Below are 23,392 nucleotides of genomic sequence, written 5' to 3'. Positions count from 1 at the left end.
TACGACGGATCGTGAGGACTCATCTGCGCGGCTGCGCGTCCAAGACCTGCTGCAGTGCCTCGAACTCCTCGACGCACTTGCCGGCGCCGAGGGCCACGCAGTCCAGCGGGGACTCGGCGATGTGGATCGGCATGCCGGTCTCGTGGCGCAGCCGCTCGTCCAGGCCGCGCAGCAGCGCGCCGCCGCCGGCCAGGACGATGCCGCGGTCCATGATGTCGCCGGACAGCTCGGGCGGGCACTTGTCGAGGGTCGTCTTGACCGCGTCGACGATGGCGTTGACCGGCTCCTCGATGGCCTTGCGCACCTCGGCGGCGGAGATGACCACCGTCTTGGGCAGGCCGGAGACCAGGTCACGACCGCGGATCTCGGTGTGCTCCTCGTTGTCGGCCGCGAAGGCCGAGCCGATGGTGAGCTTGATGGATTCCGCGGTGCGCTCGCCCAGCAGGAGGCTGTACTCCTTCTTGATGTGCTGGATGATCGCGTTGTCCAGCTCGTCACCGGCCACCCTGATCGACTGCGCCGTGACGATGCCGCCGAGCGAGATGACGGCGACCTCGGTGGTGCCGCCGCCGATGTCGACGACCATGTTGCCGGTCGCCTCGTGCACCGGGAGCCCGGCGCCGATCGCGGCGGCCATGGGCTCCTCGATGATGTGCACCTGGCGCGCGCCGGCCTGGGTGGCGGCCTCGATGACGGCGCGGCGCTCGACCCCGGTGATGCCGGAGGGGACGCAGACCACGACGCGGGGACGTGCCAGGTAGCGACGCTTGTGGATCTTGAGGATGAAGTAGCGCAGCATGCGCTCGGTGATCTCGAAGTCCGCGATCACCCCGTCCTTGAGAGGACGGACCGCGACGATGTTGCCGGGGGTCCGGCCGATCATCTTCTTCGCTTCGGAGCCGACCGCCAGAATGCCGCCCGTATTGGTGTTGATGGCGACGACGGATGGCTCGTTGAGGACGATCCCGCGACCCCTGACGTACACCAGCGTGTTGGCGGTGCCGAGGTCGACAGCCATGTCACGGCCGATGAACGACATGTTGTTCGCCATGAGGATACGTCTGGCCTTCCCGAGCTGGAGCGATGTGGGGGTGAGCACGGCGGGTGCGCTGCTGTGCGCTGAGCCGGAGGTGCGGAGATTCCATCGTAGTCGCGCCGGCCAGGGCACGGGATCAGGGTTCCGCCGCCATTGTCATCAGAACACACAGCTGTCCTCAGCAATGGTGACGCTGTGTCGGCGGAATTGGTTCCCCCGAACCCCCGGCATATGCCTTCGGGCGGCCGGGAAATTTCCGGCCGCCCGTTGAGCTGATCGGGCGTCAGCGGTGAATTCGGGGCGAACCGCCGCCGAGAATCAGGCCAGTCCCGGGAAGAAGATCTTGATCTCGCGCTCGGCGGACTCCTCGGAGTCGGAGGCGTGGATCAGGTTCTCCCGGACGATGGTGCCGAAGTCGCCGCGGATCGAGCCGGGGGCGGCGGCGATCGGGTCGGTCGGGCCGGCCAGCGCGCGCAGCCCCTCGATGACCCGCTCGCCCTCGACGACCAGCGCGACAGCCGGACCGGAGGCCATGAACTCCACCAGCGGCTCGTAGAAGGGCCGGCCGACGTGCTCGGCGTAGTGCTGTTCGAGGATCGCGCGGTCGAGCGTGCGCAACTCCAGCGCGGTGATGCTCCAGCCCGCCTTGCGCTCGATGCGGCCGAGGATCTCGCCGACCAGGCCGCGACGTACGGCGTCCGGCTTGAGAAGGACGAGGGTGCGCTGGGACACGGTGTGACTCCTATGTGCGGGATGCGGGTACGACGACATTACCGGGGATCTCCACGACCCACGGCACCCCCTCGGCCCGGGTACGGCGTACGCGATCAGGCCGGCTGCGCGGCGCGCGCCGCCTTGGCCTCGTCGACCTTCCGGCCGAAGTGGCCGGCGGCCCACCACAGGGCGGCGAAGACCGCGCCGAGGAAGAACATCACCGGGACGACGAAGCCGCTCACGATCAGCCCGGCCTGCAGCAGCCAGCCGACGGCCAGAGCGCCGCGCCGCCCGAGCATGCCGCACAGCAGCACGCACAGGGCCATGGCGACGCCGCTGACCGCCCACACCGTGCCGGCCGTCAGACCCGGCTGCTTCATGGCCACCAGACCGGCGAAGCCGATCACGAAGAACTCACCGATCAGGGTGCTCGCGCACAGGGTCCGCATCCGCTTGGCTTCGCTTCCCGCTCGTCACTTCCGGCCCAGCAGCAGCCGGGCCTCTCCCACGGTGATCACCGATCCGGTGATCAGCACCCCAGCGCCGGAGTACTCCCCCTGCTCCTCGGCGAGCGTCACGGCCGCCTCGATCGCGTCGTCCAGCCGGGGCTCGACCTGCACACGCTCGTCGCCGAAGACCTCGACCGCGAGCGCGGCCAGCTCGTCCACGTCCATGGCGCGGTGCGTGGAGTTCTGGGTCACCACGACCTCGGCGAAGACCGGCTCGAAGGCCTCCAACAGCCCCCGTACGTCCTTGTCGCCGCTCGGCCCCACCACGCCCACCAGATGAGTGAACCCGAAGGCCTCGTCCAGCGCGGCGGCCGCCGCCCGGGCTCCCGCGGGATTGTGCGCCGCGTCCAGCACAACGGCGGGGCTGCGGCGCACGACCTCCAGCCGGCCCGGCGAGGTGACGCCTGCGAAGGCGGTGCGAACGGTGTCGATGTCCAGGGTGCGCGCGTGCAGGGTGCCGATGCCGAAGAAGGCCTCCACGGCGGCGAGCGCCACGGACGCGTTGTGGGCCTGGTGCTCACCGTGCAGCGGCAGGAAGACCTGCTCGTACTCCCCACCCAGGCCGCGCAGGGTCAGCATCTGCCCGCCGACGGCCACCTCGCGGTGCGTGACGCCGAACTCCATGCCCTCCCGGGCGACCGTCGCGTCCACCTCGACGGCCCGCTTCAGCAGCACCTGCGCCGCCTCCATGGGCTGCTGGGCCAGCACCGCGATGGCGTCCTTCTTGACGATCCCGCTCTTCTCCACCGCGATCTCGCCGGACGTCTCGCCGAGGCGGTCGGTGTGGTCCAGGTCGACCGGGGTCACCACGGCGACCGTGCCGTCCACCACGTTGGTCGCGTCCCAGCTGCCGCCCATGCCGACCTCGACGACGGCCACGTCCACCGGAGCGTCGGCGAACGCGGCGTACGCCATGCCGGTCAGCACCTCGAAGAACGACATCCGGTACGGCTGCGAGGCGTCGACCATCTCCACGTACGGCTTGAGGTCGCGGTACGTCTCGATGAACCGCTCCGGCGCGATCGGCCGGCCGTCGAGGCTGATCCGCTCGGTGACGGACTGCACGTGCGGGCTGGTGTAGCGGCCGGTGCGCAGGTCGAAGGCGAGCAGCAGCTGCTCGATCATGCGGGCGGTGCTGGTCTTGCCGTTGGTGCCGGTGATGTGGATCGAGGGGTAGGAGCGCTGCGGCTCGCCCAGGATGTCCATCAGCGCGGTCATCCGGTCCAGGGACGGCTCCAGCTTGGTCTCCGGCCAGCGCCCGGCCAGCTCCGCCTCTACCTCGCGGAGGGCCTTGTCCACCTCCGGGTCGGCGGGGCGGGCCGGGACACCGTCGTCCTGCGGCACCGGTCCCCCGGCCCGGAGGGTACGGCTGCCCGCCTCGATCACCGCAAGGTCTGCCTCGCGGCCGGGGTCGATGTCGGCTTCGTCCTCGTCACCGCCCAGACCCATCGCGGCCAGCGGATCGGAAAGGGGCTCGTCGTTCTCGGGGCGCGGGTTGCTCACGACCACATTGTACGAAGCGGCCAGGTAGATCCGGGTTGTGGGCGGGCGTTTCCGCCTGCCCACCCACCCCGGGTGCGTCAGTCCCGCGGCAGCGAGGACAGCTGCGCGGTGATGCGGGCGATGTCCGCCTCGGCCGCCTCCAGGCGGGTGCGGATCTTGGCGACGACGGGCTCCGGCGCCTTCGCGAGGAAGGCCTCGTTGCCCAGCTTCGCCGTGGCCTGCGCCTTCTCCTTCTCGGCCGCGGCCAGGTCCTTGGCGAGCCGCTTGCGCTCGGCCTCCACGTCGATCGCCCCGGACAGGTCGAGCGCGACCTTCGCGCCCGCGACCGGGAGGGTCGCCGTCGCGGTGAAGCCCTCGCCCTCCGGCTGCAGGCGCAGCAGCTGGCGGACCGCCGCCTCATGGGCCTCCAGTCCGGTGGAGCCGAGGTCGAGCCGGGCCGGGACCTTCTGGCCCGGCTGCAGGCCCTGGTCGGCGCGGAACCGCCGGACCTCGGTGACCAGCGACTGGACCGCCGCGATCTCCTTCTCGGCGGCCGCGTCACGGAAGCCGGAGTCGGCCGGCCAGTCGGCGATCACGATCGACTCGCGTCCGGTGAGCGTGGTCCACAGCGTCTCGGTGACGAAGGGGACCACCGGGTGGAGCAGTCGCAGCAGCTTGTCCAGCACCTCGCCCAGCACACGACGCGAGACCTCGGCCGGACGGCCGCCCGCCATGAAGGTGGTCTTGGAGAGCTCGACGTACCAGTCGAAGACCTCGTCCCACGCGAAGTGGAAGAGGGCGTCGCTGAGCTTGGCGAACTGGTAGTCGTCGTAGAGCGCGTCCGCCTCGGCGACCGTGGCGTCCAGCCGGGACAGGATCCACCGGTCGATCGCCGACAGCTCCTCGGGCGCGGGCAGGTCGCCCTCGACCGTGGCGCCGTTCATCAGCGCGAAGCGCGTGGCGTTCCAGATCTTGTTGGTGAAGTTCCGGGAGCCCTGGACCCAGTCCTCGCCGATCGGCACGTCGGTGCCGGGGTTGGCGCCGCGTGCGAGCGTGAAGCGCAGCGCGTCGGAGCCGTAGGTGTCCATCCAGTCCAGCGGGTTGACCGCGTTGCCGAAGGACTTCGACATCTTCTTGCCGAACTGGTCGCGGACCATGCCGTGCAGGGCGATGGTGTGGAACGGCGGGGTGCCGTCCATCGCGTAGAGACCGAACATCATCATCCGGGCGACCCAGAAGAAGAGGATGTCGTACCCGGTGACCAGGACGGAGTTCGGGTAGAACTTCGCGAGGCTCTCGGTCTGCCCGGGCCAGCCGAGCGTGGAGAACGGCCACAGACCGGAGGAGAACCAGGTGTCGAGGACATCGGTCTCCTGGGTCCAGCCCTCGCCGCTCGGGGGCTCCTCGTCGGGGCCGACGCAGACGGTCTGGCCGTCCGGTCCGTACCAGACCGGGATGCGGTGACCCCACCACAGCTGGCGCGAGATGCACCAGTCGTGGAGGTTGTCGACCCAGTCGAAGTAGCGCTTCTCCATCTCCTGGGGGTGGATCTTGACCTTGCCGTCGCGGACGGCGTCACCGGCGGCCTTCGCCAGCGGGCCGACCTTGACCCACCACTGCATGGAAAGCCGCGGCTCGATGGTGGTCTTGCAGCGCGAGCAGTGGCCCACCGAGTGGACGTACGGGCGCTTCTCGGCGACGATCCGGCCCTCGGCGCGCAGCGCGGCGACGATGGCGGAGCGGGCCTCCAGGCGGTCCAGCCCCTGGAAGGGACCGTGCGCGGTGATGACGGCGCGCTCGTCCATGACGGCGAGGTTCGGCAGACCGTGGCGCTGGCCGATCTCGAAGTCGTTCGGGTCGTGCGCGGGCGTGACCTTGACGGCGCCCGTGCCGAACTGCGGGTCGACGTGCGTGTCGGCGACGACCGGGATACGGCGGCCGGTGAGCGGCAGCTCGATCTCGCGGCCGACGAGGTGCCGGTAGCGCTCGTCCTCCGGGTGAACGGCGACGGCGGTGTCGCCGAGCATCGTCTCGGCGCGGGTCGTCGCGACGACGATGGAGTCCTCGCCCTCGCCGTACCGGATCGAGACCAGCTCGCCGTCGTCGTCCTGGTACTCGACCTCGATGTCCGAGATGGCCGTCAGACAGCGCGGGCACCAGTTGATGATGCGCTCGGCGCGGTAGATGAGCTCGTCGTCGTAGAGCTTCTTGAAGATGGTCTGGACGGCCTCGGACAGGCCCTCGTCCATGGTGAAGCGCTCACGCGACCAGGCGACGCCGTCACCGAGGCGCCTCATCTGCCCGGAGATCTGCCCACCGGACTCCGCCTTCCACTGCCAGACGCGCTCGATGAACGCCTCGCGGCCGAGGTCGTGGCGGGACTTGCCCTCCTTGGCGAGCTCACGCTCGACGACGTTCTGCGTGGCGATGCCGGCGTGGTCCATGCCGGGCTGCCACAGCGTCTCGTACCCCTGCATCCGCTTACGGCGGGTGAGGGCGTCGATCAGCGTGTGCTCGAAGGCGTGGCCCAGGTGGAGGCTGCCGGTGACGTTCGGCGGCGGGATGACGATGGTGTACGGCTTCTTGTCGCTCTTGGCGTCGGCCTCGAAGTAACCGCGCTCTACCCAGCGCTCGTACAGGGGCCCCTCTACCTCGGCCGGCGCGTACTGGGTCGGCAGTTCGGGGGTCGCGCTGTTCGGCCCGCTCGCGGCGGCCTGCTGAGTGTTGTCGGTCACGGCGCTCAGTTTACGGGCGGGGCGGGCCCCGTTACGAATCCACCGGTACCCGGGCGCGAGGGGAGGGGACCGGGCCCGCAGGACGCGCGCCCGCCGCGGGCCCCGCCGGGGGGCCTGCCGGGGGGCCTGCCCGCCGTCCGATCCGGGTGGCCCGTGCTGCCGCCCCTCGGGCCGAGGCCACGGCGGGGGCCGGGGCGGCGGATGGCATCACCGGACCCAGGAGCACGGCCGCCGCGCCCCAACGGCCGGTGGACGCGGCGGCCCTGACGGTGACGCGGCGGATCGCGCGGGTGGGCGGTACCCGGCCGCACCGGCCGTCAGGGTGACCAACCGGGCATCTGCATCGTCTTGTTACCAAGTCCTGACGACCCCGATGTAAAGACGGCCTAAACAATCCGCAAGGATGAGTGCGAGGAGACAGCAGTTCAACGAGGGGACTCACCGATGAGCTTCAACCAGCCGCCGCCGCAGCCGGGTTACGGCGGCCAGCCTGGCCACGGGGGCCAGCCCGGACACCCCCAGCAGCCACCGGCGCCGCCCGGCCCGCCCCAGCAGCCCGCACCGGGCTACGGCTACCCGCAGCAGCCCACGGCCCCGCAGCCGGCCCCCGGATACGGCCACCCACAGCAGCCCGGCCCGTACGGCCAGCAGCCCGGCCCGTACGGCCAGCAGCCGGGCCCGTACGGCCAGCAGCCCGGCGCCTGGGGTGCCCCGCCGCCGCCGTCCTCCGGCGGCAAGGGCAAGATCATCGGCATCGTGGTCGGCGTCGTGGTCGCCGTAGCGGTGATAGGCGGCGGCGTCCTCGCCCTCACGAGCAGCGGCGGCGTCGGCGGCGGCGGTGACTACAAGCTCTCCATGCCGGCCACGCTGCTGAACGGTCAGTACGCCAAGTCCGGCAACGACCCCGCCCTCAGCGACGGTGAGACCGGGGACGACACGGGCATCGACAACGCCACCACGGTCTCCGGCAGCTACAAGAAGGGCACCACCGAGCAGCTGATCGTCACCGGCGCCTACGGCGACGTCAGCGACCCGGGCGACGTGCTCGACAAGATGCTCGCCGCCTTCACCTCCAAGGCCGGCGGCTCCGGCGGCGAGGCCCCGAAGGAGGTCCACCCCCCGGGCTTCGACGGCGACGTCATGAAGTGCGGCACGATCGGCTCGGCCGGCGTCAGCTTCCCGTACTGCGCCTGGGCCGACGACAGCACGGTCGCCCTGGCCATGAACATGAACGTCGACATCACCGGTGACGTCGAGGCGCCCTCCGCCACGGAGTGGGCGGACAGCACCGTGAAGATCCGCGACGAGGTCCGCGTCAAGAAGTGACCCACGCCGTACGGCGAAGGGGGCGCCCGGCATCCGCCGGGCGCCCCCTTCTTCGTCTGCCGGGGCGCGTCACGCGCTCTTCTGCTCGCCCTTGCCGATGATGCGGGGCTCGCGCGGGACCAGGGTCGGGTTCACGTTGGAGTGGACGACGTCCTCGGTGATGACGACGCGGGCGACGTCCTTGCGCGAGGGCACCTCGTACATCACCGACATCAGCACCTCCTCCATGATGGCGCGCAGGCCACGGGCGCCGGTCTGGCGAAGGATGGCCTGGTCGGCGATGGCCTCCAGGGCGCCGCGCTCGAACTCCAGCTCGACGCCGTCGAGCTCGAAGAGCCGCTGGTACTGCTTGACCAGGGCGTTGCGCGGCTCGACCAGGATCTGCAGCAGCGCCTCGCGGTCGAGGTTGTGCACGCTGGTGATGACCGGCAGACGCCCGATGAACTCGGGGATCATGCCGAACTTCACCAGGTCCTCCGGCATGACCTCGGAGAACTGGTCGGCGGAGTCCATCTCGCGCTTGGAGCGGATGGTCGCGCCGAAACCGATGCCCTTGGCGCCGGCCCGGGCCTCGATGATCTTCTCCAGACCGGCGAAGGCACCGCCCACGATGAACAGAACGTTGGTGGTGTCGATCTGGATGAACTCCTGGTGCGGGTGCTTGCGCCCGCCCTGCGGCGGCACCGAGGCCGTGGTGCCCTCCAGGATCTTCAGCAGCGCCTGCTGCACGCCCTCGCCGGAGACGTCGCGGGTGATCGACGGGTTCTCGCTCTTGCGGGCCACCTTGTCGATCTCGTCGATGTAGATGATCCCCGTCTCGGCCTTCTTGACGTCGTAGTCGGCCGCCTGGATCAGCTTGAGCAGGATGTTCTCGACGTCCTCGCCGACGTACCCCGCCTCGGTCAGCGCCGTGGCGTCCGCGATGGCGAACGGCACGTTCAGCATCCGGGCCAGGGTCTGGGCGAGCAGGGTCTTGCCCGAGCCCGTGGGGCCGAGCAGCAGGATGTTGGACTTGGCGAGCTCGATGCCGTCGTCGTGGCCGCGGCCGCCGCCGTTCTCACCGGCCTGCACCCGCTTGTAGTGGTTGTAGACCGCCACGGAGAGCGCCTTCTTCGCCGGCTCCTGGCCGACGACGTAGCTCTCGAGGAACTCATAGATCTCGCGCGGCTTCGGCAGGTCCTCCCACCGCACCTCGGAGGACTCGGCGAGCTCCTCCTCGATGATCTCGTTGCAGAGGTCGATGCACTCGTCGCAGATGTACACACCGGGTCCTGCGATGAGCTTCTTCACCTGCTTCTGGCTCTTTCCGCAGAACGAGCACTTGAGCAGATCGCCGCCGTCACCGATGCGTGCCACGAGGTGCTTCCCCTTCGCCTGGGTCCCGTCAGTTCGACGAGTCCTGGTGCTTGCCTATCGACGGTACCTTGCCGCGGCCCCAGTGCGGGCCCCCCTTGGAGCTACTGGGCCGTGACCTGCACAACCCAGTGACTCCAAGAGGGGACTTCTTGTCGCAGAATGCCCTGCCGGGCGTCAGACCGCGACCGACGATCCCTTGCGGGTCGAGACGATCTGGTCGACCAGACCGTAGGAGAGGGCCTCCTCGGCCGTGAGGATCTTGTCGCGCTCGATGTCGTCGCGGATCTTCTCGATGGGGGTGCTGGAGTGCTTGGCCAGCATCTCCTCCAGCTGGGCCCGCATCCGCAGGATCTCGTTGGCGGCGATCTCCAGGTCCGAGACCTGGCCGCGGCCGGTCTCGCTGTACGGCTGGTGGATCAGGATGCGGGCGTTGGGCAGCGCCATCCGCTTGCCGGCGGTGCCGGCGGCGAGCAGCACGGCCGCGGCGGACGCCGCCTGACCCATGCAGACCGTCTGGATGTCGGGCTTCACGAACTGCATCGTGTCGTAGATCGCCGTCAGCGCCGTGAAGGAGCCGCCGGGGCTGTTGATGTACACCGAGATGTCGCGGTCCGGGTCCATCGACTCCAGGCACAACAACTGTGCCATGACGTCGTTGGCGGAGGCGTCGTCGATCTGCACCCCGAGGAAGATCACGCGCTCCTCGAAGAGCTTCGCGTACGGGTCGTACTCGCGGACGCCCTGGGAGGTGCGCTCCACGAAGCGCGGGACGACGTAGCGGGCCTCGGCGGCGTTCACGCGGTCGTACAGGCCGCTGCCGGGGAAGTTCTGGGTGGTCACGTTCACCGTCCTGGAGATGAGCAGTGGGCTGGGGTCGGTCCTGCGGGGCTGTACGGGCTCACGGCCCGGTCAGGCCCCGGTGCCGCCGCCGCCCGGGACGTTCACGGCATGCGTGATGACGTCGTCGATCAGGCCGTACTCCTTGGCCGCCTCGGCGGAGAACCAGCGGTCGCGGTCGGAGTCACGGGTGATCGCCTCGACGCTCTGGCCGGAGTGCTCTGCGATGAGCTCGGCCATCCGCTTCTTCGTGCGGAGGAGCTGCTCGGCGTGGATCTTGATGTCCGAGGCCGAGCCGGCCAGGCCGGCGGACGGCTGGTGCATCAGGATGTCGGTGTTCGGCAGCGCGAAGCGCTTGCCGGGGGTACCGGCGGTCAGCAGGAACTGCCCCATGGAGGCCGCCAGGCCCATGGCGATGGTGACGACGTCGTTCTTGATGAACTGCATGGTGTCGTAGATCGCCATGCCGGCCGTCACGGAGCCGCCGGGGCTGTTGATGTAGAGGTAGATGTCCTTGTCCGGCTCGGCGGCAAGGAGGAGCAGCTGCGCGGTGATCTTGTTGGCGATGTCGTCGTCCACCGGCTGGCCGAGGAAGATGATCCGCTCGCCGAGCAGCCGGTTGTAGACCTGGTCGCCGAGGCCACCGATGGTCGGCTCGCCGGCGGCGGAAGGCATCGGAGTCGTCACGTATCCACCTGCTCGTTGTCGGACGGCGCGGACGCCGTCACAGGGTCTTCTCGTAGGGCACGGGCCCTCGTACCTACGGACCCTAACGCGCAGGTGGGGCCCGGCAATCCCCCACGCGGAACTGTTCGCTGTGAGCGCAGGGAGGGGGTAAGCGGAGAGCGAAACGGAGCAGAACGGGCCCGGACGCAACTGTCGTCCGGGCCCGTCGGATGGTGCTGCGGGGCGAGGCTCAGGCCTCGGAGCCCTCACCCTTGGGGGTCTCGGCGTCCGCGTCCTGCGAGGTGGCCTCGACCGTCTCGCCGGCCTCGTCCTCCTCGTCCTCCAGGTCGACGACCTCGCCGTTGGTGTCCTTGACCGTGGCGGCCTCGACGACCAGGGCCAGCGCCTTGCCGCGGGCGACCTCGCCGACCAGCAGGGGCACCTGGCCGCCCTCGACGACCGCCTGGGCGAACTGGTCGGGGCTCATGCCGGAGGAGGCGGCGCGGCGCATGAGGTGCTCGGTGAGCTCCTCCTGGTTGACCGAGAGCTTCTCGGTGGAGACGAGCTCGTCCAGGACGAACTGGGTCTTGATGCCCTTCTTCGCCTGCCCCTCGATCTCCTGGTCGTACTCCTCGCGGGTCTTGCCCTCGTTCTCGAGGAACGACTCCCAGGTCAGGCCCATGGCCGGGAACTGGTGGTGCTCCAGGTTGTGGACGCGGGTCTCGATCTCGTCCTTGAGCAGCTTCTCCGGCAACGGGATGTCGACCAGCTCCAGGAGGGCGTCCAGCACCTTCTCCTGGGCCTGGGTGGCCTGGTCGTACTGCTTGATGCGCTCCTGGCGCTTCACGGCGTCGGCGCGGAGCTCCTCGAGGGTGTCGAACTCGCTCGCCAGCTGGGCGAAGTCGTCGTCCAGCTCGGGCAGCTCACGGGCCTGGACGGTGGTGACGTCCACCTTGACCTGGGCCTGCTTGCCGGCGGCGGAGCCACCCTTGAGCTCGGAGGTGAAGGTGGCCGAACCGCCGGCCTCCAGGCCGATGACGGCCTCGTCGATGCCGTCGAGCAGCTGGCCCGAGCCGATGGTGTAGGTGACGCCGCTGGCGACGCCGTCCTCCAGCACCTCGCCGTCGACCGAGGCCTCCAGGTCGACGACGACGACGTCGCCGTCGGCGGCGGCGCGCTCCACGACGGTGGTGGAGGCGAAGCGCTCGCGCAGCTGCTCCAGGGCCTTGTCGACGTCCTCGTCGGACACCTCGATGGCGTCCACGGTGACCTCGATGCCGGAGTAGTCCGGGATCTCGATGACCGGGCGGACGTCCACCTCGGCGGTGAACTTCAGCTCCTGGCCGTCGTTGAATTCGGTGATGTCCACCTCGGGCTGGCCGAGGACGTTGAGCTCGCCCTCGTTGACCGCCTCGGTGTAGAACTTCGGCAGTGCGTCGTTGATGGCCTCTTCGAGGACCGCGCCACGGCCGAACCGCTGGTCGATGACGCGCGCGGGGATCTTGCCCTTACGGAAGCCCGGCACCGTGACCTGCTGGTTGATCTTCTTGTACGCCGCGTCGAGGCTGGGCTTGAGCTCCTCGAAGGGCACCTCGACAGTGAGTCGAACCCGGGTCGGGTTCAGAGTCTCGACGGCGCTCTTCACGGTTGGGTCTCCTTGGGGGCTTTACGTTGATGGGCGGCCGCTCGGCGTTCATGCGGGGCGGCTGGTGTTCGACCTGGCTTTTCCGCGTTTCAGGTGGCCGACGACCCATCCTACCGGTACCACAATCCTGCGGCCGGGCCTGCTCGGCACAGGCGGCCGAGCACTGGTCGGGGTGGCCGGATTCGAACCGACGACCTTCCGCTCCCAAAGCGGACGCGCTACCAAGCTGCGCCACACCCCGTCGGTGCGACACGTAGAGTACATGCCTCCGCACACCCCGACGGACAAATATGACGTGCGTGGGAGCCGGGTCGATCGGCTACGATCTGATGTGCCAGAATGACCGGTCGTTGCGGGCGTAGCTCAATGGTAGAGCCCCAGTCTTCCAAACTGGCTACGCGGGTTCGATTCCCGTCGCCCGCTCTGCAGACAAAGGCCCAGGTCAGGGCAGTATCTCCCCGGACCTGGGCCTTTGTGTTCCCCGGCCGCACCGGTCGCCCCGGCCGTCCGCGCGCGGTTCCGGCGGGGTTCCAGCGCGATTCCGGCGCGGGATGCCCCTCCTTCGCCCGGCCGCGACGACACGCCCGGCGGTGCCGGTAACCGCGGCCGTCCTGCGGGTACGCCCGTGTACTTGCCGGCGGGACCGGTCGACTCACCCCATCGGGGGTGCCCGAGGCGACGGCACATGCCGCCCGGGCGGACGCCCGCAGTGGTCGACCCGGTCGGCGCCGCCGTCGAGTTGGGGAACACGGGGCCCGCTCCGGAGAGGTCCGGAACGTCGTCACGAGGGCTTCGCCGGGCTCTGCTCCTCGAGCCAGTCGGCGAACGTCAGGGTGCCGCGGGGGCCGGGACCGGTCGGCAGCAGGCCGCCCTTCCTCATCGCGGCACCGCACCGCCCCGGGACCGCGGATCCCCGGACCGGGCGTCTCCGCATGCGGGGGGCGCCGGAGTCTGCGCAGGCTGGGAGGTGTGCCATTGATCCACGGTGAGGATCGGTGATCGTTACGGTGGTGTCGATGCCCGAGGGCACCGCCGCCCGCGCCGCCGTGTTGGAGGCGCGTGAGCGTCTGGCGGCGTGCCGGTTCCTGCTCGTGGACATCGAGGTGTCCGGGGAAGGGCCGCCCGACGAGCCGCCGATCGCCCCCGAACTCGGCCTGGACGCCGAGGACCTGGCATGGCTGGGCCGGGAGGGCGAGGCGGCACGGGCGGAGTTCCACGGGGACAACGCCCGGCTCGTCGTTCCCGTCATCGACGACGGCGAGGTCGTCCACGTCCACGCCTTCGTGACCGAGCGGTACCTGGTCACCGTCCACCGGGGGCCGAACACGCTCGTCGGGCGGTTCATCGCCCGGCTGCCGCACGAACGTCCCCCGGACTCCACCGGCGCGCTGTTCCTGCTGCTGGAGGACGCCCTGGAGACCTTCCGCAAGTCCGCCGTGGAGGCGCTGCTGCAGGTGGAGGACCTCGAGGACGAGATGTTCGAGAGCCGGCACCCGCAGCAGGTGTACCGGCTGGCCCGGCTGCGGCGGCGGGCGGCCCTGCTGCACCACGCCCTGCTGCCGTTCCTGCAGGCGACCGACGAGACCATCACCCGGCGGATGATGAGCGGCAGCTTCCCCGAGGAGCGGCAGCGCCTCGCCGCCTCCTACCAGCGGGCCGCGCGGATGGTGCTCAGCAGCATCGAGTCGCTCCAGGACGCGGCGCGGCGGGCCTTCGCCAGCTACTCCTCCCTCGTGTCCGGCGAGCAGAACGGCGTGATCAACCGGCTGGCCATCGTGTCGACGATCTTCCTTCCGCCGACCTTCCTGACCGGCTTCTTCGGCATGAACTTCACCTACATGACGGACGAGTTGGAGAGCAGGATCGTCTTCTGGCTGCTCGCCGTGGGACTGCAGGCGGCCGTCATGCTCGTCGCCGTCTACGTGCTGCACGCACCCGCATCCGGCACAAGCTGCGCGACGACGGGCGCGACGAGGGCTGAACGCCTCACTACATTGACGGCATGGAGATCTGGATCAACCCCGCGTGCTCGAAGTGCCGCTCCGCGCTGCATCTGCTGGACGAGGAGGGCGCGCAGTACACCGTGCGCCGCTATCTGGAGGACCCGCCGGACGCCGGCGAGATCCGGGCGGTGCTGGAGCGGCTCGGGCTGGAGCCCTGGGACATCGTGCGGACCCAGGAGGCCGAGGCGAAGGAACTGGGCCTGAAGGAGTGGCCGCGCGAGCCGGCTGAGCGGGAGCGCTGGATCGGGGCGCTGGCGGCGCACCCCCGGCTGATCCAGCGGCCGATCATCACCGCCGAGGACGGCACGGCGGTGGTCGCCCGCTCCGAGGAGGCGGTGCGCGACGCGCTCGGACGCGTCCAGGACACTGTCTAGAACCGCCTGGAACCGTCCAGAACACCGACAGCCCGGTGGCCGAGGTGAACGCGTCGAGGGCCGCCCTGGCACCGACAGAGTCGCCGGCCGGGGCTCCAGGCGCACAGGGCGCCCCGGCCGGGGAGGACGGCGAGGACGGCCCCGCCGACGCCGCTCTTGCCGGGCGGGACCACGCGGTGGGCGAACTCCCCCGCGGCGTCGTAGGTGCCGCCGGTGAGCAGCACGACGCTGAGGCGTTGGGCGTCGGCGCGGGACGCAGGCGGCTGCCGTCGGCGCGCGGACCGTGCCGGGCGAGGAAGCCGCCCGGCAGGGCGAGGTCGCGGCAGGAGGCCTCCCCACCGGGCCATCGGACCCGGGCCCTAGCCGACCGGCACTCCTTTGGGGCCCTTGATCCGCTTCATGATCATCTGCGAGTTCACCTCGCTCACGCCCGGCAGGGCGATCAGCTTCTCGGTCCAGAAGCGCTCGTAGGCGTCGCTGTCGGCCACCGCGATCCGCAGCAGGCAGCCGGGCGCGCCGTAGAGCCGGTAGGCCTCCACGATGTCGGGGATGGCCTGCACCTGCTCCTCGAAGTCGGCGACGGTCTCGCGGTCCCGCCGCACCTCGACGGAGGCGAAGACCTCGAAGCCCCGGCCGACGGCGGCGGGATCGACGACGGCCCGGTAGCTCTGGATCACCCCGTCCTCCTCCAGCTGGCGCACCCGGCGCAGGCACGGGGAGGGGGTGAGGCCGACCCGGGCGGCCAGCTCCTGGTTGGTGAGCCGGCCGTCGGCCTGGAGCTCACGCAAGATACTTCTGTCAATGGCGTCCATGACGGTGATGGATACCACGGATGCCCGGTCTACGCGGGCTGATCAGCAATCCAATGCCAGAGGTCAGCGCATATCCTTGCGGCGGAGGGTTGGGCGAACACGCGAGCGAGGGAAATGTGAAGCACGTCGTCGTGATCGGCACCGGCGGCACGATCGCCAGCCGGTGGCAGGGGGCCGGTTACGCGGCCGAGGCCGCCGGCCACGAGGTGCTGGCCGCGGGTGCGGTCCCCGAGGGCGTCGAGGTGAACGTCCGCGACCTGTTCACGGTGAACAGCTCGCGGCTGACCTCCGCCCACCAGCTGGAGCTGCTGCGGACGGTCCACGAGGTGCTGGCGGATCCGGCCGTGGACGGCGTCGTGGTGACGCACGGGACGGACACCATGGAGGAGTCCGCCTTCCTCCTCGACCTCCACCACGACGACCGGCGCCCGGTGGTCCTCACCGGCGCCCAGCTCCCGCTTGACGCCGTCGACGGGGACGCGGCGGGCAACCTCTACGACGCGCTGCTGACCGCCGCGACCGGCGAGGGCATCGGCGTGGTCATCGCCTTCGGCGGCTTCGTGCACGCCGCCCGGGGCACGGTCAAGGCGCACACCCTGGACGTCCAGGCCTTCGCCGACCCCTCGGGGCGGCCGCTGGGACGGGTGAAGTTCGGCGAGATCGCCTGGGGCGCTCCGCGGCCGCGCGCCGCCGCGCTGCCGCTGCCGGACGCCGGCGCCGGGGCGCCGCGCGTCGACGTCGTGATGCACCACGTGGACGCCGACCCCCTGCTGTTCGAGGCCGCGCTGGGCGCGGGGGCGCAGGGGATCGTGCTGGTCGGCACCGGCGCGGGCAACGCGACGCCCGACTTCGTGGCGGCGGTGCGCCGCGCGGTGGACGCCGGCGTGCTGGTCGCCGTGAGCACCCGGGTGGCGGCGGGGCCGGTGGCACCGCTGTACACCGGGGGCGGGGCGGTGGACCTCGCCGCGGCCGGCGGTGTGCTGACCGGGACGCTGCGCGCGGGACAGGCCCGCATCGCCGTGCTGGCGGCGCTGCTGTCCGCCGAGGGCCCCGAGGAGCGGGCCGCCGCACTGCGGCGCATCATCGCAACGGCCGAGGACCGCACGCCGGCTGTCGCCTGACTCCCCGTCACCCGGCGCGGTCATCGCGCCGGGTGACGGGTGACCTGTGACGGATGACCTGTGACGGTCAGAGGTTTATCTGGTTGATGGTGTCGGCCAACGAGTCCAGGAACTTGCTGATCGACGGGGCCATGCCCGTGGAGGCAAGGAAGAAGCCGAAGAGCGCGGCGACGATGGCCGGGCCGACCTTGAGCGACTTGCCCCTTATCAGGACGATCATGATGATCGCCAACAACAGCACCACGGACAGGGAGATGGCCACTGGGGATCACATCCTCGGTCTGACGCCTCACCGTTCCGGGGGGAGCCACCGCAGCCGCACCCCCGCGACGTCCATCGTGCCACCTGCCACCGACACCGTGACCCCGCGTGAGACCCCTTCCCCGCGCGCCGGGGTCGCACACCTGTGACGCAGGACGTCGCGACCGGTTCCGGTCGCTTCGGACGAGGCGAATCTCGCAATTGCACGGCACGTTCGAGTGAATTTCCCTCAAACTATTTCCCCGCACACCGACTTGCCACACAAAGGATCAACAAAAAACCTGCACAACCGCCAACCCGCCTGTCGACATGTCCCGTTCAACCCTTATATGACTGCCCAAAGCGTCATAGAACGGACAGTGGCGCGACGTAAGCATTACCGGCCGGCGGCGCCGCGCCCGCCATTCCGACCGGAAATTTACCCGGGCAGAGGGCGCCCGCTATGGTGCATCGAATGTTCCAGCCCCTCCGCACGAACACCCTGTCCCCCGGCAGGACCCAGACCGGGAATTCCGTTCTCCCCGCCCCGCGCAAGAAGGCCTTCTTCGGCCCCGGGACGGCCGCCCCCGCGGGGTCCTCCGCCCCCGCCACGTCCTGCGCGCCCTCCGCGGGACGCGACCCGTTCTTCGACAACGCCAAGTACCTCGCCATCGTCCTGGTCGCGATGGGCCACGCCTGGGAACCGCTCACCGGGCACAGCAGGGCCGCCGGAGCGCTCTACAACCTCGTGTACGCGTTCCACATGCCGGCCTTCATCGTCATCTCCGGCTACTTCTCGAAGAGTTTCGACGCCCGTCCGGACCGCGTCAGGAGACTGATCACCGGCGTCGCCGTCCCGTACCTGCTCTTCGAGGCCGCCTACTCGCTCTTCAGGAACTGGGCAGACGACGCCGCGCCGCAGCCGCTGAGCCTGCTGGACCCCTGGTACCTCACGTGGTTCCTCGCCGCCCTCTTCATCTGGCGCCTCACCGCACCCGTCTGGCGGATCGTGCGGCACCCGGTCGTGATCGCCCTCGTGATCGCGGCCCTCGCGTCCCTCTCCCCGGCCATCGGCGACGACCTGGAACTCCAGCGCGTCCTGCAGTTCCTGCCCTTCTTCGTGCTCGGCATGTGCCTGAAGGCCGAGCACTTCCACCTCGCGCGGCGCCGGGCCGTGCGCGTGCTGTCCGTTCCGGTGGGGCTCGCCGCACTGGTCGTCTCCTACTGGCTGGTGCCCCGCATGGACAGGGCCTGGCTCTACCACCGCACGAGCGCCCAGGAGCTGGGCGCGCCCTGGTGGACCGGGCCGGTCGTCACGCCGGTGCTGTTCTGCTGCTCCCTGGCGCTGACGGTGTGCTTCTTCGCCTGGGTGCCGCGCCGCCGCATGTGGTTCACCGCCCTCGGCGCCGGCACGCTCTACGGCTACCTGCTGCACGGCTTCATCGCCAAGGGCTCGCGCTTCGGCAGCTGGTACGACCACGACTGGATCCACACACCGCTGGGCCAGGTCGCGATCACCGCGATCGCCGTCGCGGTGGTCACCGCGTTGTGCACCCCGCCCGTGCAGCGGCTGTTCCGTTTCGCGATGGAGCCGAAGATGTCCTGGGCGTTCCGGCCGGCGCCTGGAGCTGTCGGCAAAGTCCCTCCCGCGACCTTCGGCCGGGGGTGCCCCCACCCCGCGACGCCTGGCACGGCACCTCGCTGCGTTGTGGAATCGTCCGAGTAGCCCACTACGAGGACGACTTTCCGCCTTGCGATGCACCGCGCCTGGGGGCACCTCCCAGCGGAGCTGGGGGAGCCAATTCGACGACGCGCTCTAGTCCCGGCACACGATGAGCAGGGCGCGGTCGTCGTTGACGTCCTTGGCCACCGCCTCGATCAGCTGCCAGGCCGCGCCGCGGAAGCCGTGCGCGACGTAGCGGTCGGCCTCGCCGATGAGCCGGTCGATGCCCTCGGTGAGGTCGCGGCCGGCGGCCTCGACCAGGCCGTCGGTGAAGAGCAGCAGGACGTCGCCGGAGCGCAGGGTGCCCTTCACGCTGTGGAACTCGGCGCCGTCGTACACCCCCAGCAGCGGACCCTCGGCCGCTTTCTCCTCCCAGCGGCCGGTGCCCGCGCTGAGCTGCATGCCCGGCAGGTGGCCCGCGGAGAGCAGCTCGTAGTCGCCGGACTCCAGGTCCAGCACCAGGTGGACGGAGGTGGCGAAGCCCTCCTCCCAGTTCTGGCGGAGCAGGTAGCCGTTGGCGGCGGTGAGGAAGGCGGGCGGCGGCAGCGAGCCGAGCAGGCCGCCGAAGGCGCCGGACAGCAGCAGCGCGCGCGAGCCGGCGTCCATGCCCTTGCCCGACACGTCGGTGAGCACGGCCTCCAGGACGCGCCCGCCCGAGGTGCGGGTGGCCACCACGAAGTCGCCGGAGAAGGACTGGCCGCCGGCCGGCCGCAGCGCCATCTCGGCGTGCCAGCCCTCGGGCAGCCGCGGCAGCCTGCTCTGCACCCGGATGCGCTCGCGCAGGTCGAAGAGCATGGTGCCGCCGCGCATCCAGGGCACACCGACCCGGGCGCGGAACTGCGCGACGATCAGCCCGGCCAGCGCCACCGCCGCCACCACGAGCACGGTGCCCGGGGTCACGCGGGCCACGCCCTCGCGGTACGGGCCGAGGACGGCGGACTCGACGACCAACGCGGCGGCGCTGGCCCCGTACAGCAACAGCAGGCTGGAGGGGCGCAGCAGCAGGCCGCCGACGACGACGGGCAGCACCAAGGTGGTGGGCGGGCACCATTGCGGCGCCAGCATCGTGCCCCAGGCGATCAGCGGGACGCTGATGGTCAGGGCGGTCAGGGCGAGCCAGTCGGCCGCGTCGCCGCGGAAGTAGTCCACGGCGGATTTGCGCAGGCCGACCCGGGCCCGGTGGACCGTCCTGCGCCACCGGGCCCTGAATCCGTCTCCTACCGGGCTTCGTGCCATCTTCCCGGCGACCCTATCCACCCTCACCCGTCCTCCGCATGGGAGGTGCCCCTCGTGGTGCGCCGATTCGCCGCGGTGACCGGCGAAAACCGTTCGCCCGCCGTTGGGACTGCTGGTAGGCAGGGGACATGACGGTGGAGTTGCGGGTTCTCGAGTCCGAACAGTGGGACGAGTGGTTCAGCAAGCTGGAACGCGCGTTCGGCAGTGCGCGCGAGCCCGCGGAGGAGCGGGAGTTCGACCGCGGGGTGACCGAGCTCTCCCGGTCGATCGCGGCCTGGGACGGCACGGAGGTCGTCGGCACCGCGGGGGCGTTCTCCTTCCGTATGGCGGTGCCGGGCGGAGCCGTGGTCCCGGCGGCGGGCGTCACCATGGTCAGCGTCGCCTCGACGCACCGCCGCCGCGGGCTGCTGAGCTCGATGATGCGGCGGCAACTGGACGAGGTGCGCGAACTGGGCGAGCCGCTGGCGGTGCTCACGGCGTCCGAGCCGGCGATATACGGCCGGTACGGCTACGAGGTCGCCACCCGCCAGATGAGCCTGGAGGTCGACACCCAGCGGGCGGGCCTCACCGTGCCCGCGGGCGCCGATGAGGTCACGCTGCGCTTCGCCGACCCGGAGGAGGCCCTGGCGGCCTGCGAGGAGGTCTACGCGCGGCTGGTGCCCACCCGGCCGGGCATGCTGGAGCGGCGGCCGAACTGGGAGCGCAAGGGCGTGCTCGACCCGGAGGCGTACCGGGACGGCGCGTCGAACCTGCTGTGCGTGGTCGCCGAGCGGGACGGCGAGGTGCGCGGCTACGCGCGGTACGCGGTGAAGCCCGCCTGGAACGCGGGCGGCCCCGACGGAACGGTGGTGCTGCGCGACCTGGAGGCGCTGGATCCGGACACATGTGCCGCGCTGTGGCGCTACCTGTTCGGCATCGACCTCACCTGCCGCATCACCTCCCGCAACCGTCCCGCCGACGACCCGGTCCTGCACCTGGTCGACGACGTCCGCCGCTGCGGCGTACGCGTCAGGGAAGGCCTGCTGCTGCGCCCGGTGGAGGTGGGCGCGGCTCTGTCGGCCCGTACCTACGTGGCCCCGCTGGACGTCGTGCTGGAGGTCTCGGACCCCTTCTGCCCCTGGAACGAGGGCCGCTGGCGGCTCGGCGGCGACGCCAAGGGCGCGACCTGCGAGCGGACGACGGACGCCGCCGACCTGGCGCTGTCGGTGCGCGAGCTGGGCGCGGCCTACCTGGGCGACGTCTCGCTGACCGCGCTGTCACGGGCCGGCCGCGTGCGGGAGCTGCGACAGGGCGCGCTGCGGGAGGCCACGGTGGCCTTCGGCAGTGAGGTCGCCCCCTGGCTGCCGCACGGCTTCTAGGCCCTTCCGGACCGGATCAGGTGCCTGCCTCACGGTCGGCCGCGCCGAGCCGGTCCCTGCGCTCCGCGGTCCGGCCGGCAGGCCCTCTCCCGCCGCACGGCCCTCCCCCGCACGGCCCTCCCCCGCCCGGACCCGCACCGCTTGCGGGCCCCGTCCCCGCCGACTGGTCTGGGGGCGGGGCGGACGACGGTGCGCCGGCCCCGCGGAGGTGTCCGGTCGAGCGGCGAGGAGGAATCGTCATGCTCAAGGGTTTCAAGAACTTCCTGCTGCGCGGGGACGTCATCATCGTGGCGGTGGGCCTGATCGTCGCCCTGGCGTTCAGCACGCTGATCCTGTCGTTCACCGCCAACGTGATCAACCCGATCATCGCCCGCGCCCAGGGCGGGGCGTCACCGGGCCTCGGCTGGCAGCTCGGCAGGCCGGGCAACAGCAAGACCTATCTGGATCTCGGATCCTTCATCTCCACGCTGATCTACTTCGTGATCTTCATGGCGGTCGTCTACTTCGTGATCATCGTCCCGTACAAGGCCTACCAGGCACGGCGTGGCGTCACGGTGTTCGGCGATCCCGGCCCGGTGAAGACCTGCCCGGAGTGCCTGTCCGAGGACATCCCCGCCGCGGCCCGCAAGTGCCGCTACTGCGGCAGCGGCCAGGCCGTCGCCCCGTAGCCGGGCAGGGCGCACCGCACGGCGGAACGGCCCGGCGGATCGGGCCTCAGCCGCGGGCGGGCTGGCAGACGGGGCACCAGAAGAGGTTGCGCGCCACCAGGGAGGCGGTGCGCACCTCGGTGCCGCATATGTGACAGGGCATCCCGGCGCGGCGGTAGACGTAGACCTCGCCGCCGTGGTCGTCGACGCGCGGCGGGCGACCCATCGCCTCGGGCGTGTGCTCGGGGCGGACGGTGTCGATGCGGTTGTTCCGCACACCCTCGCGCATCAGGGCCACCAGATCGGCCCAGATCGCCTCCCACCGGGCGCGGTCCAGGTCCCGTCCCGCCAGGTACGGGTCGACGCCGTGGCGGAAGAGGACCTCGGCGCGGTAGACGTTGCCGACGCCCGCGACGACCTTCTGGTCCATCAGCAGCGCGGCGACGCTGGTGCGGCTGCGGGCCACGCGGATCCAGGCGCGCTCCCCGGTGTCGGCCGGCCGCAGCGGGTCCGGGCCGAGCCGCTCGTGTATCGCCTGCTTCTCAGCCTCGGTGATCAGCTCGCAGGCGGTCGGCCCGCGCAGGTCGGCATGGTGCTCGTCGGTGGCCAGGCGCAGCCTGACCTGGCCGACGGGGGCCCGGCCCGGGCCGGTACCGAAGCCGAACTTGCCGTACAGCCCGAGGTGGACATGGATCCAGCCGACCGGGCCGAACCCCAGGAACAGGTGCTTGCCGTGGGCCTCCGCGGACTCCAGCACGGCGCCGTCGAGGAGGGCGGCGCCGTCGGAGAACTTGCCCTGCGGACTGCTCGCGCGCACCACGTGGCCGGCGAAGCGTTCCTCGTGGTCTGCGGCGAGGCGGTGGATCGTATGCCCCTCGGGCATGCCCGGATCAGCCCTCCTGCGGGTGGTGCGGGGGGATCGGGGGCAGCTCGCCGGTGGTCTCGTACGCGGTGAGCATGTCGATGCGGTGGGTGTGGCGCGGCTCACCCGAGTAGGGCGTGCCGAGGAAGACCTCGACGAACCCGGTGGCCTCGTCCGTGGTGTGCATGCGGGCGCCGACGCTGATGACGTTGGCGTTGTTGTGCTCGCGGCCGAGGGTCGCGGTCTCCCGGCTCCACGCGAGCGCGGCCCGCACGCCCTTGACCTTGTTGGCGGCGATGGCCTCACCGTTGCCCGAGCCGCCGATCACGATGCCGAGGGAGCCGGGGTCCGCGGCGGTGCGCTCCGCGGCGCGCAGACAGAACGGCGGGTAGTCGTCCTGGGCGTCGTAGACGTGGGGGCCGCAGTCGACGGGCTCGTGCCCGTTGGCCTTGAGCCACTCCACGAGGTGGTTCTTGAGTTCAAAGCCGGCATGGTCGGAACCGAGGTACACGCGCATGCGCACGAGTGTCGCACGGGCACGTCGGGCGACATGCCGTGGGTGTTCCGTGAGGGGAATTCGAGCCGCTCCAGGCGGGTCTTCCGGTAGCCGGGCACGTCGTGGGAACCGGCCTTGAAGGCGCGCCGCTGCTCCGGGAGGCCCACGGAGAACGGGTGGGGGGGGGGGACTCTCCCCGCCCCCCCCCCGGGTC

At 70.8% G+C, this 23,392-nt stretch carries 20 protein-coding genes, 2 tRNA genes and 2 pseudogenes; 8 read left to right on the top strand and 16 right to left on the bottom strand.

Annotation, left to right across the window (positions count from 1 at the left end; all coding sequences use genetic code 11):
* Nucleotides 1-19: 19 nt before the first annotated feature.
* The 5 genes from ACRWNP_RS21870 to ACRWNP_RS21850 all read right to left on the bottom strand — a co-directional run bounded on the left by ACRWNP_RS21870 (nucleotide 20) and on the right by ACRWNP_RS21850 (nucleotide 6,476).
* Nucleotides 20-1,039, bottom strand: coding sequence for a rod shape-determining protein (locus ACRWNP_RS21870; RefSeq protein ID WP_361797330.1), 1,020 nt, complete (start codon nucleotides 1,037-1,039; stop codon nucleotides 20-22).
* A gap of 315 nt (nucleotides 1,040-1,354) precedes the next feature.
* Nucleotides 1,355-1,768 carry a nucleoside-diphosphate kinase gene (gene ndk / locus ACRWNP_RS21865; RefSeq protein ID WP_431963871.1) on the bottom strand — a complete coding sequence of 138 codons (414 nt, stop codon included), beginning with the start codon at nucleotides 1,766-1,768 and terminating at the stop codon, nucleotides 1,355-1,357.
* Nucleotides 1,769-1,863: 95 nt separating this feature from the next.
* Nucleotides 1,864-2,199 carry a DUF4233 domain-containing protein gene (locus ACRWNP_RS21860; protein WP_431963869.1) on the bottom strand — a complete coding sequence of 112 codons (336 nt, stop codon included), beginning with the start codon at nucleotides 2,197-2,199 and terminating at the stop codon, nucleotides 1,864-1,866.
* Between the two features lie 24 nt (nucleotides 2,200-2,223).
* Nucleotides 2,224-3,708: a bifunctional tetrahydrofolate synthase/dihydrofolate synthase gene (gene folC, locus ACRWNP_RS21855; RefSeq protein WP_431963972.1), complete on the bottom strand. Its 1,485-nt coding sequence runs from the start codon at nucleotides 3,706-3,708 to the stop codon at nucleotides 2,224-2,226.
* A 131-nt stretch (nucleotides 3,709-3,839) separates the two neighbouring features.
* A complete protein-coding gene (locus ACRWNP_RS21850) occupies nucleotides 3,840-6,476 on the bottom strand; it encodes a valine--tRNA ligase (RefSeq protein ID WP_431963867.1) in 2,637 nt (878 codons plus the stop codon).
* Between the two features lie 444 nt (nucleotides 6,477-6,920).
* On the opposite strand from ACRWNP_RS21850, the gene ACRWNP_RS21845 reads away from it, so the two are divergent.
* Nucleotides 6,921-7,802 carry a hypothetical protein gene (locus ACRWNP_RS21845; protein WP_431963865.1) on the top strand — a complete coding sequence of 294 codons (882 nt, stop codon included), beginning with the start codon at nucleotides 6,921-6,923 and terminating at the stop codon, nucleotides 7,800-7,802.
* Between the two features lie 69 nt (nucleotides 7,803-7,871).
* On the opposite strand, the gene clpX is transcribed toward ACRWNP_RS21845, so the two are convergent.
* The 5 genes from clpX to ACRWNP_RS21820 form a co-directional block, all read right to left on the bottom strand.
* Nucleotides 7,872-9,158 (bottom strand): ATP-dependent Clp protease ATP-binding subunit ClpX, encoded by a 1,287-nt coding sequence (gene clpX, locus ACRWNP_RS21840; protein WP_431963863.1) that lies wholly within the window; start codon nucleotides 9,156-9,158, stop codon nucleotides 7,872-7,874.
* A gap of 174 nt (nucleotides 9,159-9,332) precedes the next feature.
* Nucleotides 9,333-9,998, bottom strand: a complete 666-nt coding sequence (locus tag ACRWNP_RS21835) for an ATP-dependent Clp protease proteolytic subunit (protein ID WP_431963861.1) — start codon at nucleotides 9,996-9,998, stop codon at nucleotides 9,333-9,335.
* A 69-nt stretch (nucleotides 9,999-10,067) separates the two neighbouring features.
* On the bottom strand, nucleotides 10,068-10,670 hold the full coding sequence (locus ACRWNP_RS21830; RefSeq protein WP_319139309.1) for an ATP-dependent Clp protease proteolytic subunit: 603 nt from the start codon (nucleotides 10,668-10,670) through the stop codon (nucleotides 10,068-10,070).
* Between the two features lie 241 nt (nucleotides 10,671-10,911).
* The gene (gene tig, locus ACRWNP_RS21825; protein WP_431963859.1) at nucleotides 10,912-12,306 is read right to left on the bottom strand and encodes a trigger factor; all 1,395 of its coding nucleotides are present in this window, start codon (nucleotides 12,304-12,306) and stop codon (nucleotides 10,912-10,914) included.
* Between the two features lie 164 nt (nucleotides 12,307-12,470).
* Nucleotides 12,471-12,547 (bottom strand) — tRNA-Pro (locus ACRWNP_RS21820).
* Between the two features lie 111 nt (nucleotides 12,548-12,658).
* On the opposite strand from ACRWNP_RS21820, the gene ACRWNP_RS21815 reads away from it, so the two are divergent.
* The 3 genes and pseudogenes from ACRWNP_RS21815 to ACRWNP_RS21805 all read left to right on the top strand — a co-directional run bounded on the left by ACRWNP_RS21815 (nucleotide 12,659) and on the right by ACRWNP_RS21805 (nucleotide 14,683).
* Nucleotides 12,659-12,729 (top strand) — tRNA-Gly (locus ACRWNP_RS21815).
* A 593-nt stretch (nucleotides 12,730-13,322) separates the two neighbouring features.
* Nucleotides 13,323-14,171, top strand: a pseudogene (locus tag ACRWNP_RS21810) (CorA family divalent cation transporter); the annotation flags it as partial.
* 137 nt (nucleotides 14,172-14,308) lie between these two features.
* Nucleotides 14,309-14,683, top strand: coding sequence for an arsenate reductase family protein (locus tag ACRWNP_RS21805; RefSeq protein WP_431963857.1), 375 nt, complete (start codon nucleotides 14,309-14,311; stop codon nucleotides 14,681-14,683).
* Nucleotides 14,684-14,702: 19 nt separating this feature from the next.
* Here ACRWNP_RS21805 and ACRWNP_RS21800 read toward each other — a convergent pair.
* Nucleotides 14,703-15,017, bottom strand: a pseudogene (locus ACRWNP_RS21800) (glutaminase); the annotation flags it as partial.
* Between the two features lie 25 nt (nucleotides 15,018-15,042).
* Nucleotides 15,043-15,495 carry an Lrp/AsnC family transcriptional regulator gene (locus ACRWNP_RS21795; RefSeq protein WP_431963856.1) on the bottom strand — a complete coding sequence of 151 codons (453 nt, stop codon included), beginning with the start codon at nucleotides 15,493-15,495 and terminating at the stop codon, nucleotides 15,043-15,045.
* A 116-nt stretch (nucleotides 15,496-15,611) separates the two neighbouring features.
* Here ACRWNP_RS21795 and ACRWNP_RS21790 point away from each other — a divergent pair, with 116 nt between their 5' ends.
* Nucleotides 15,612-16,616 (top strand): asparaginase, encoded by a 1,005-nt coding sequence (locus ACRWNP_RS21790; protein ID WP_431963854.1) that lies wholly within the window; start codon nucleotides 15,612-15,614, stop codon nucleotides 16,614-16,616.
* A gap of 67 nt (nucleotides 16,617-16,683) precedes the next feature.
* Here the strand turns inward: ACRWNP_RS21790 and ACRWNP_RS21785 are convergent, their stop codons facing one another.
* Entirely contained in the window at nucleotides 16,684-16,878 is a 195-nt protein-coding gene (locus ACRWNP_RS21785) for a hypothetical protein (RefSeq protein ID WP_431963852.1), read from the bottom strand.
* 453 nt (nucleotides 16,879-17,331) lie between these two features.
* Here ACRWNP_RS21785 and ACRWNP_RS21780 point away from each other — a divergent pair, with 453 nt between their 5' ends.
* Nucleotides 17,332-18,582, top strand: coding sequence for an acyltransferase family protein (locus tag ACRWNP_RS21780; protein WP_431963850.1), 1,251 nt, complete (start codon nucleotides 17,332-17,334; stop codon nucleotides 18,580-18,582).
* 90 nt (nucleotides 18,583-18,672) lie between these two features.
* On the opposite strand, the gene ACRWNP_RS21775 is transcribed toward ACRWNP_RS21780, so the two are convergent.
* Nucleotides 18,673-19,815, bottom strand: coding sequence for a PP2C family protein-serine/threonine phosphatase (locus ACRWNP_RS21775; protein WP_431963848.1), 1,143 nt, complete (start codon nucleotides 19,813-19,815; stop codon nucleotides 18,673-18,675).
* Between the two features lie 128 nt (nucleotides 19,816-19,943).
* Between ACRWNP_RS21775 and ACRWNP_RS21770 the strand changes: the two genes are divergently transcribed.
* A complete protein-coding gene (locus ACRWNP_RS21770) occupies nucleotides 19,944-21,173 on the top strand; it encodes a GNAT family N-acetyltransferase (RefSeq protein ID WP_431963846.1) in 1,230 nt (409 codons plus the stop codon).
* A gap of 239 nt (nucleotides 21,174-21,412) precedes the next feature.
* On the top strand, nucleotides 21,413-21,841 hold the full coding sequence (locus tag ACRWNP_RS21765; protein ID WP_431963844.1) for an MscL family protein: 429 nt from the start codon (nucleotides 21,413-21,415) through the stop codon (nucleotides 21,839-21,841).
* A gap of 46 nt (nucleotides 21,842-21,887) precedes the next feature.
* Here the strand turns inward: ACRWNP_RS21765 and ACRWNP_RS21760 are convergent, their stop codons facing one another.
* Entirely contained in the window at nucleotides 21,888-22,703 is an 816-nt protein-coding gene (locus ACRWNP_RS21760) for an Fpg/Nei family DNA glycosylase (RefSeq protein WP_431963842.1), read from the bottom strand.
* 7 nt (nucleotides 22,704-22,710) lie between these two features.
* The gene (locus tag ACRWNP_RS21755) at nucleotides 22,711-23,199 is read right to left on the bottom strand and encodes a ribose-5-phosphate isomerase (protein WP_431963840.1); all 489 of its coding nucleotides are present in this window, start codon (nucleotides 23,197-23,199) and stop codon (nucleotides 22,711-22,713) included.
* Between the last annotated feature and the right edge of the window lie 193 nt (nucleotides 23,200-23,392).

The organism is Actinacidiphila sp. bgisy160 (assembly GCF_965342435.1).
Lineage (GTDB): Bacteria > Actinomycetota > Actinomycetes > Streptomycetales > Streptomycetaceae > Actinacidiphila.
Note: the sequence above shows the minus strand (reverse complement) of the source record. Positions and strands in the feature narration are given on the sequence as shown.

What these genes read in the sequence shown, in the direction of transcription:
- ACRWNP_RS21780 (WP_431963850.1), top strand. Translation starts at nt 17,332, where the DNA reads ATGTTCCAGCCCCTCCGCACGAACACCCTGTCCCCCGGCAGGACCCAG.
- ACRWNP_RS21770 (WP_431963846.1), top strand. Translation starts at nt 19,944, where the DNA reads ATGACGGTGGAGTTGCGGGTTCTCGAGTCCGAACAGTGGGACGAGTGG.
- ACRWNP_RS21870 (WP_361797330.1), bottom strand. Translation starts at nt 1,039, where the DNA reads ATGTCGTTCATCGGCCGTGACATGGCTGTCGACCTCGGCACCGCCAAC.
- ACRWNP_RS21755 (WP_431963840.1), bottom strand. Translation starts at nt 23,199, where the DNA reads ATGCGCGTGTACCTCGGTTCCGACCATGCCGGCTTTGAACTCAAGAAC.
- folC (WP_431963972.1), bottom strand. Translation starts at nt 3,708, where the DNA reads ATGGGTCTGGGCGGTGACGAGGACGAAGCCGACATCGACCCCGGCCGC.
- ACRWNP_RS21805 (WP_431963857.1), top strand. Translation starts at nt 14,309, where the DNA reads ATGGAGATCTGGATCAACCCCGCGTGCTCGAAGTGCCGCTCCGCGCTG.
- ACRWNP_RS21830 (WP_319139309.1), bottom strand. Translation starts at nt 10,670, where the DNA reads ATGCCTTCCGCCGCCGGCGAGCCGACCATCGGTGGCCTCGGCGACCAG.
- ACRWNP_RS21760 (WP_431963842.1), bottom strand. Translation starts at nt 22,703, where the DNA reads ATGCCCGAGGGGCATACGATCCACCGCCTCGCCGCAGACCACGAGGAA.
- ACRWNP_RS21765 (WP_431963844.1), top strand. Translation starts at nt 21,413, where the DNA reads ATGCTCAAGGGTTTCAAGAACTTCCTGCTGCGCGGGGACGTCATCATC.
- ACRWNP_RS21845 (WP_431963865.1), top strand. Translation starts at nt 6,921, where the DNA reads ATGAGCTTCAACCAGCCGCCGCCGCAGCCGGGTTACGGCGGCCAGCCT.
- ACRWNP_RS21860 (WP_431963869.1), bottom strand. Translation starts at nt 2,199, where the DNA reads ATGCGGACCCTGTGCGCGAGCACCCTGATCGGTGAGTTCTTCGTGATC.
- ACRWNP_RS21775 (WP_431963848.1), bottom strand. Translation starts at nt 19,815, where the DNA reads ATGGCACGAAGCCCGGTAGGAGACGGATTCAGGGCCCGGTGGCGCAGG.
- ACRWNP_RS21795 (WP_431963856.1), bottom strand. Translation starts at nt 15,495, where the DNA reads ATGGACGCCATTGACAGAAGTATCTTGCGTGAGCTCCAGGCCGACGGC.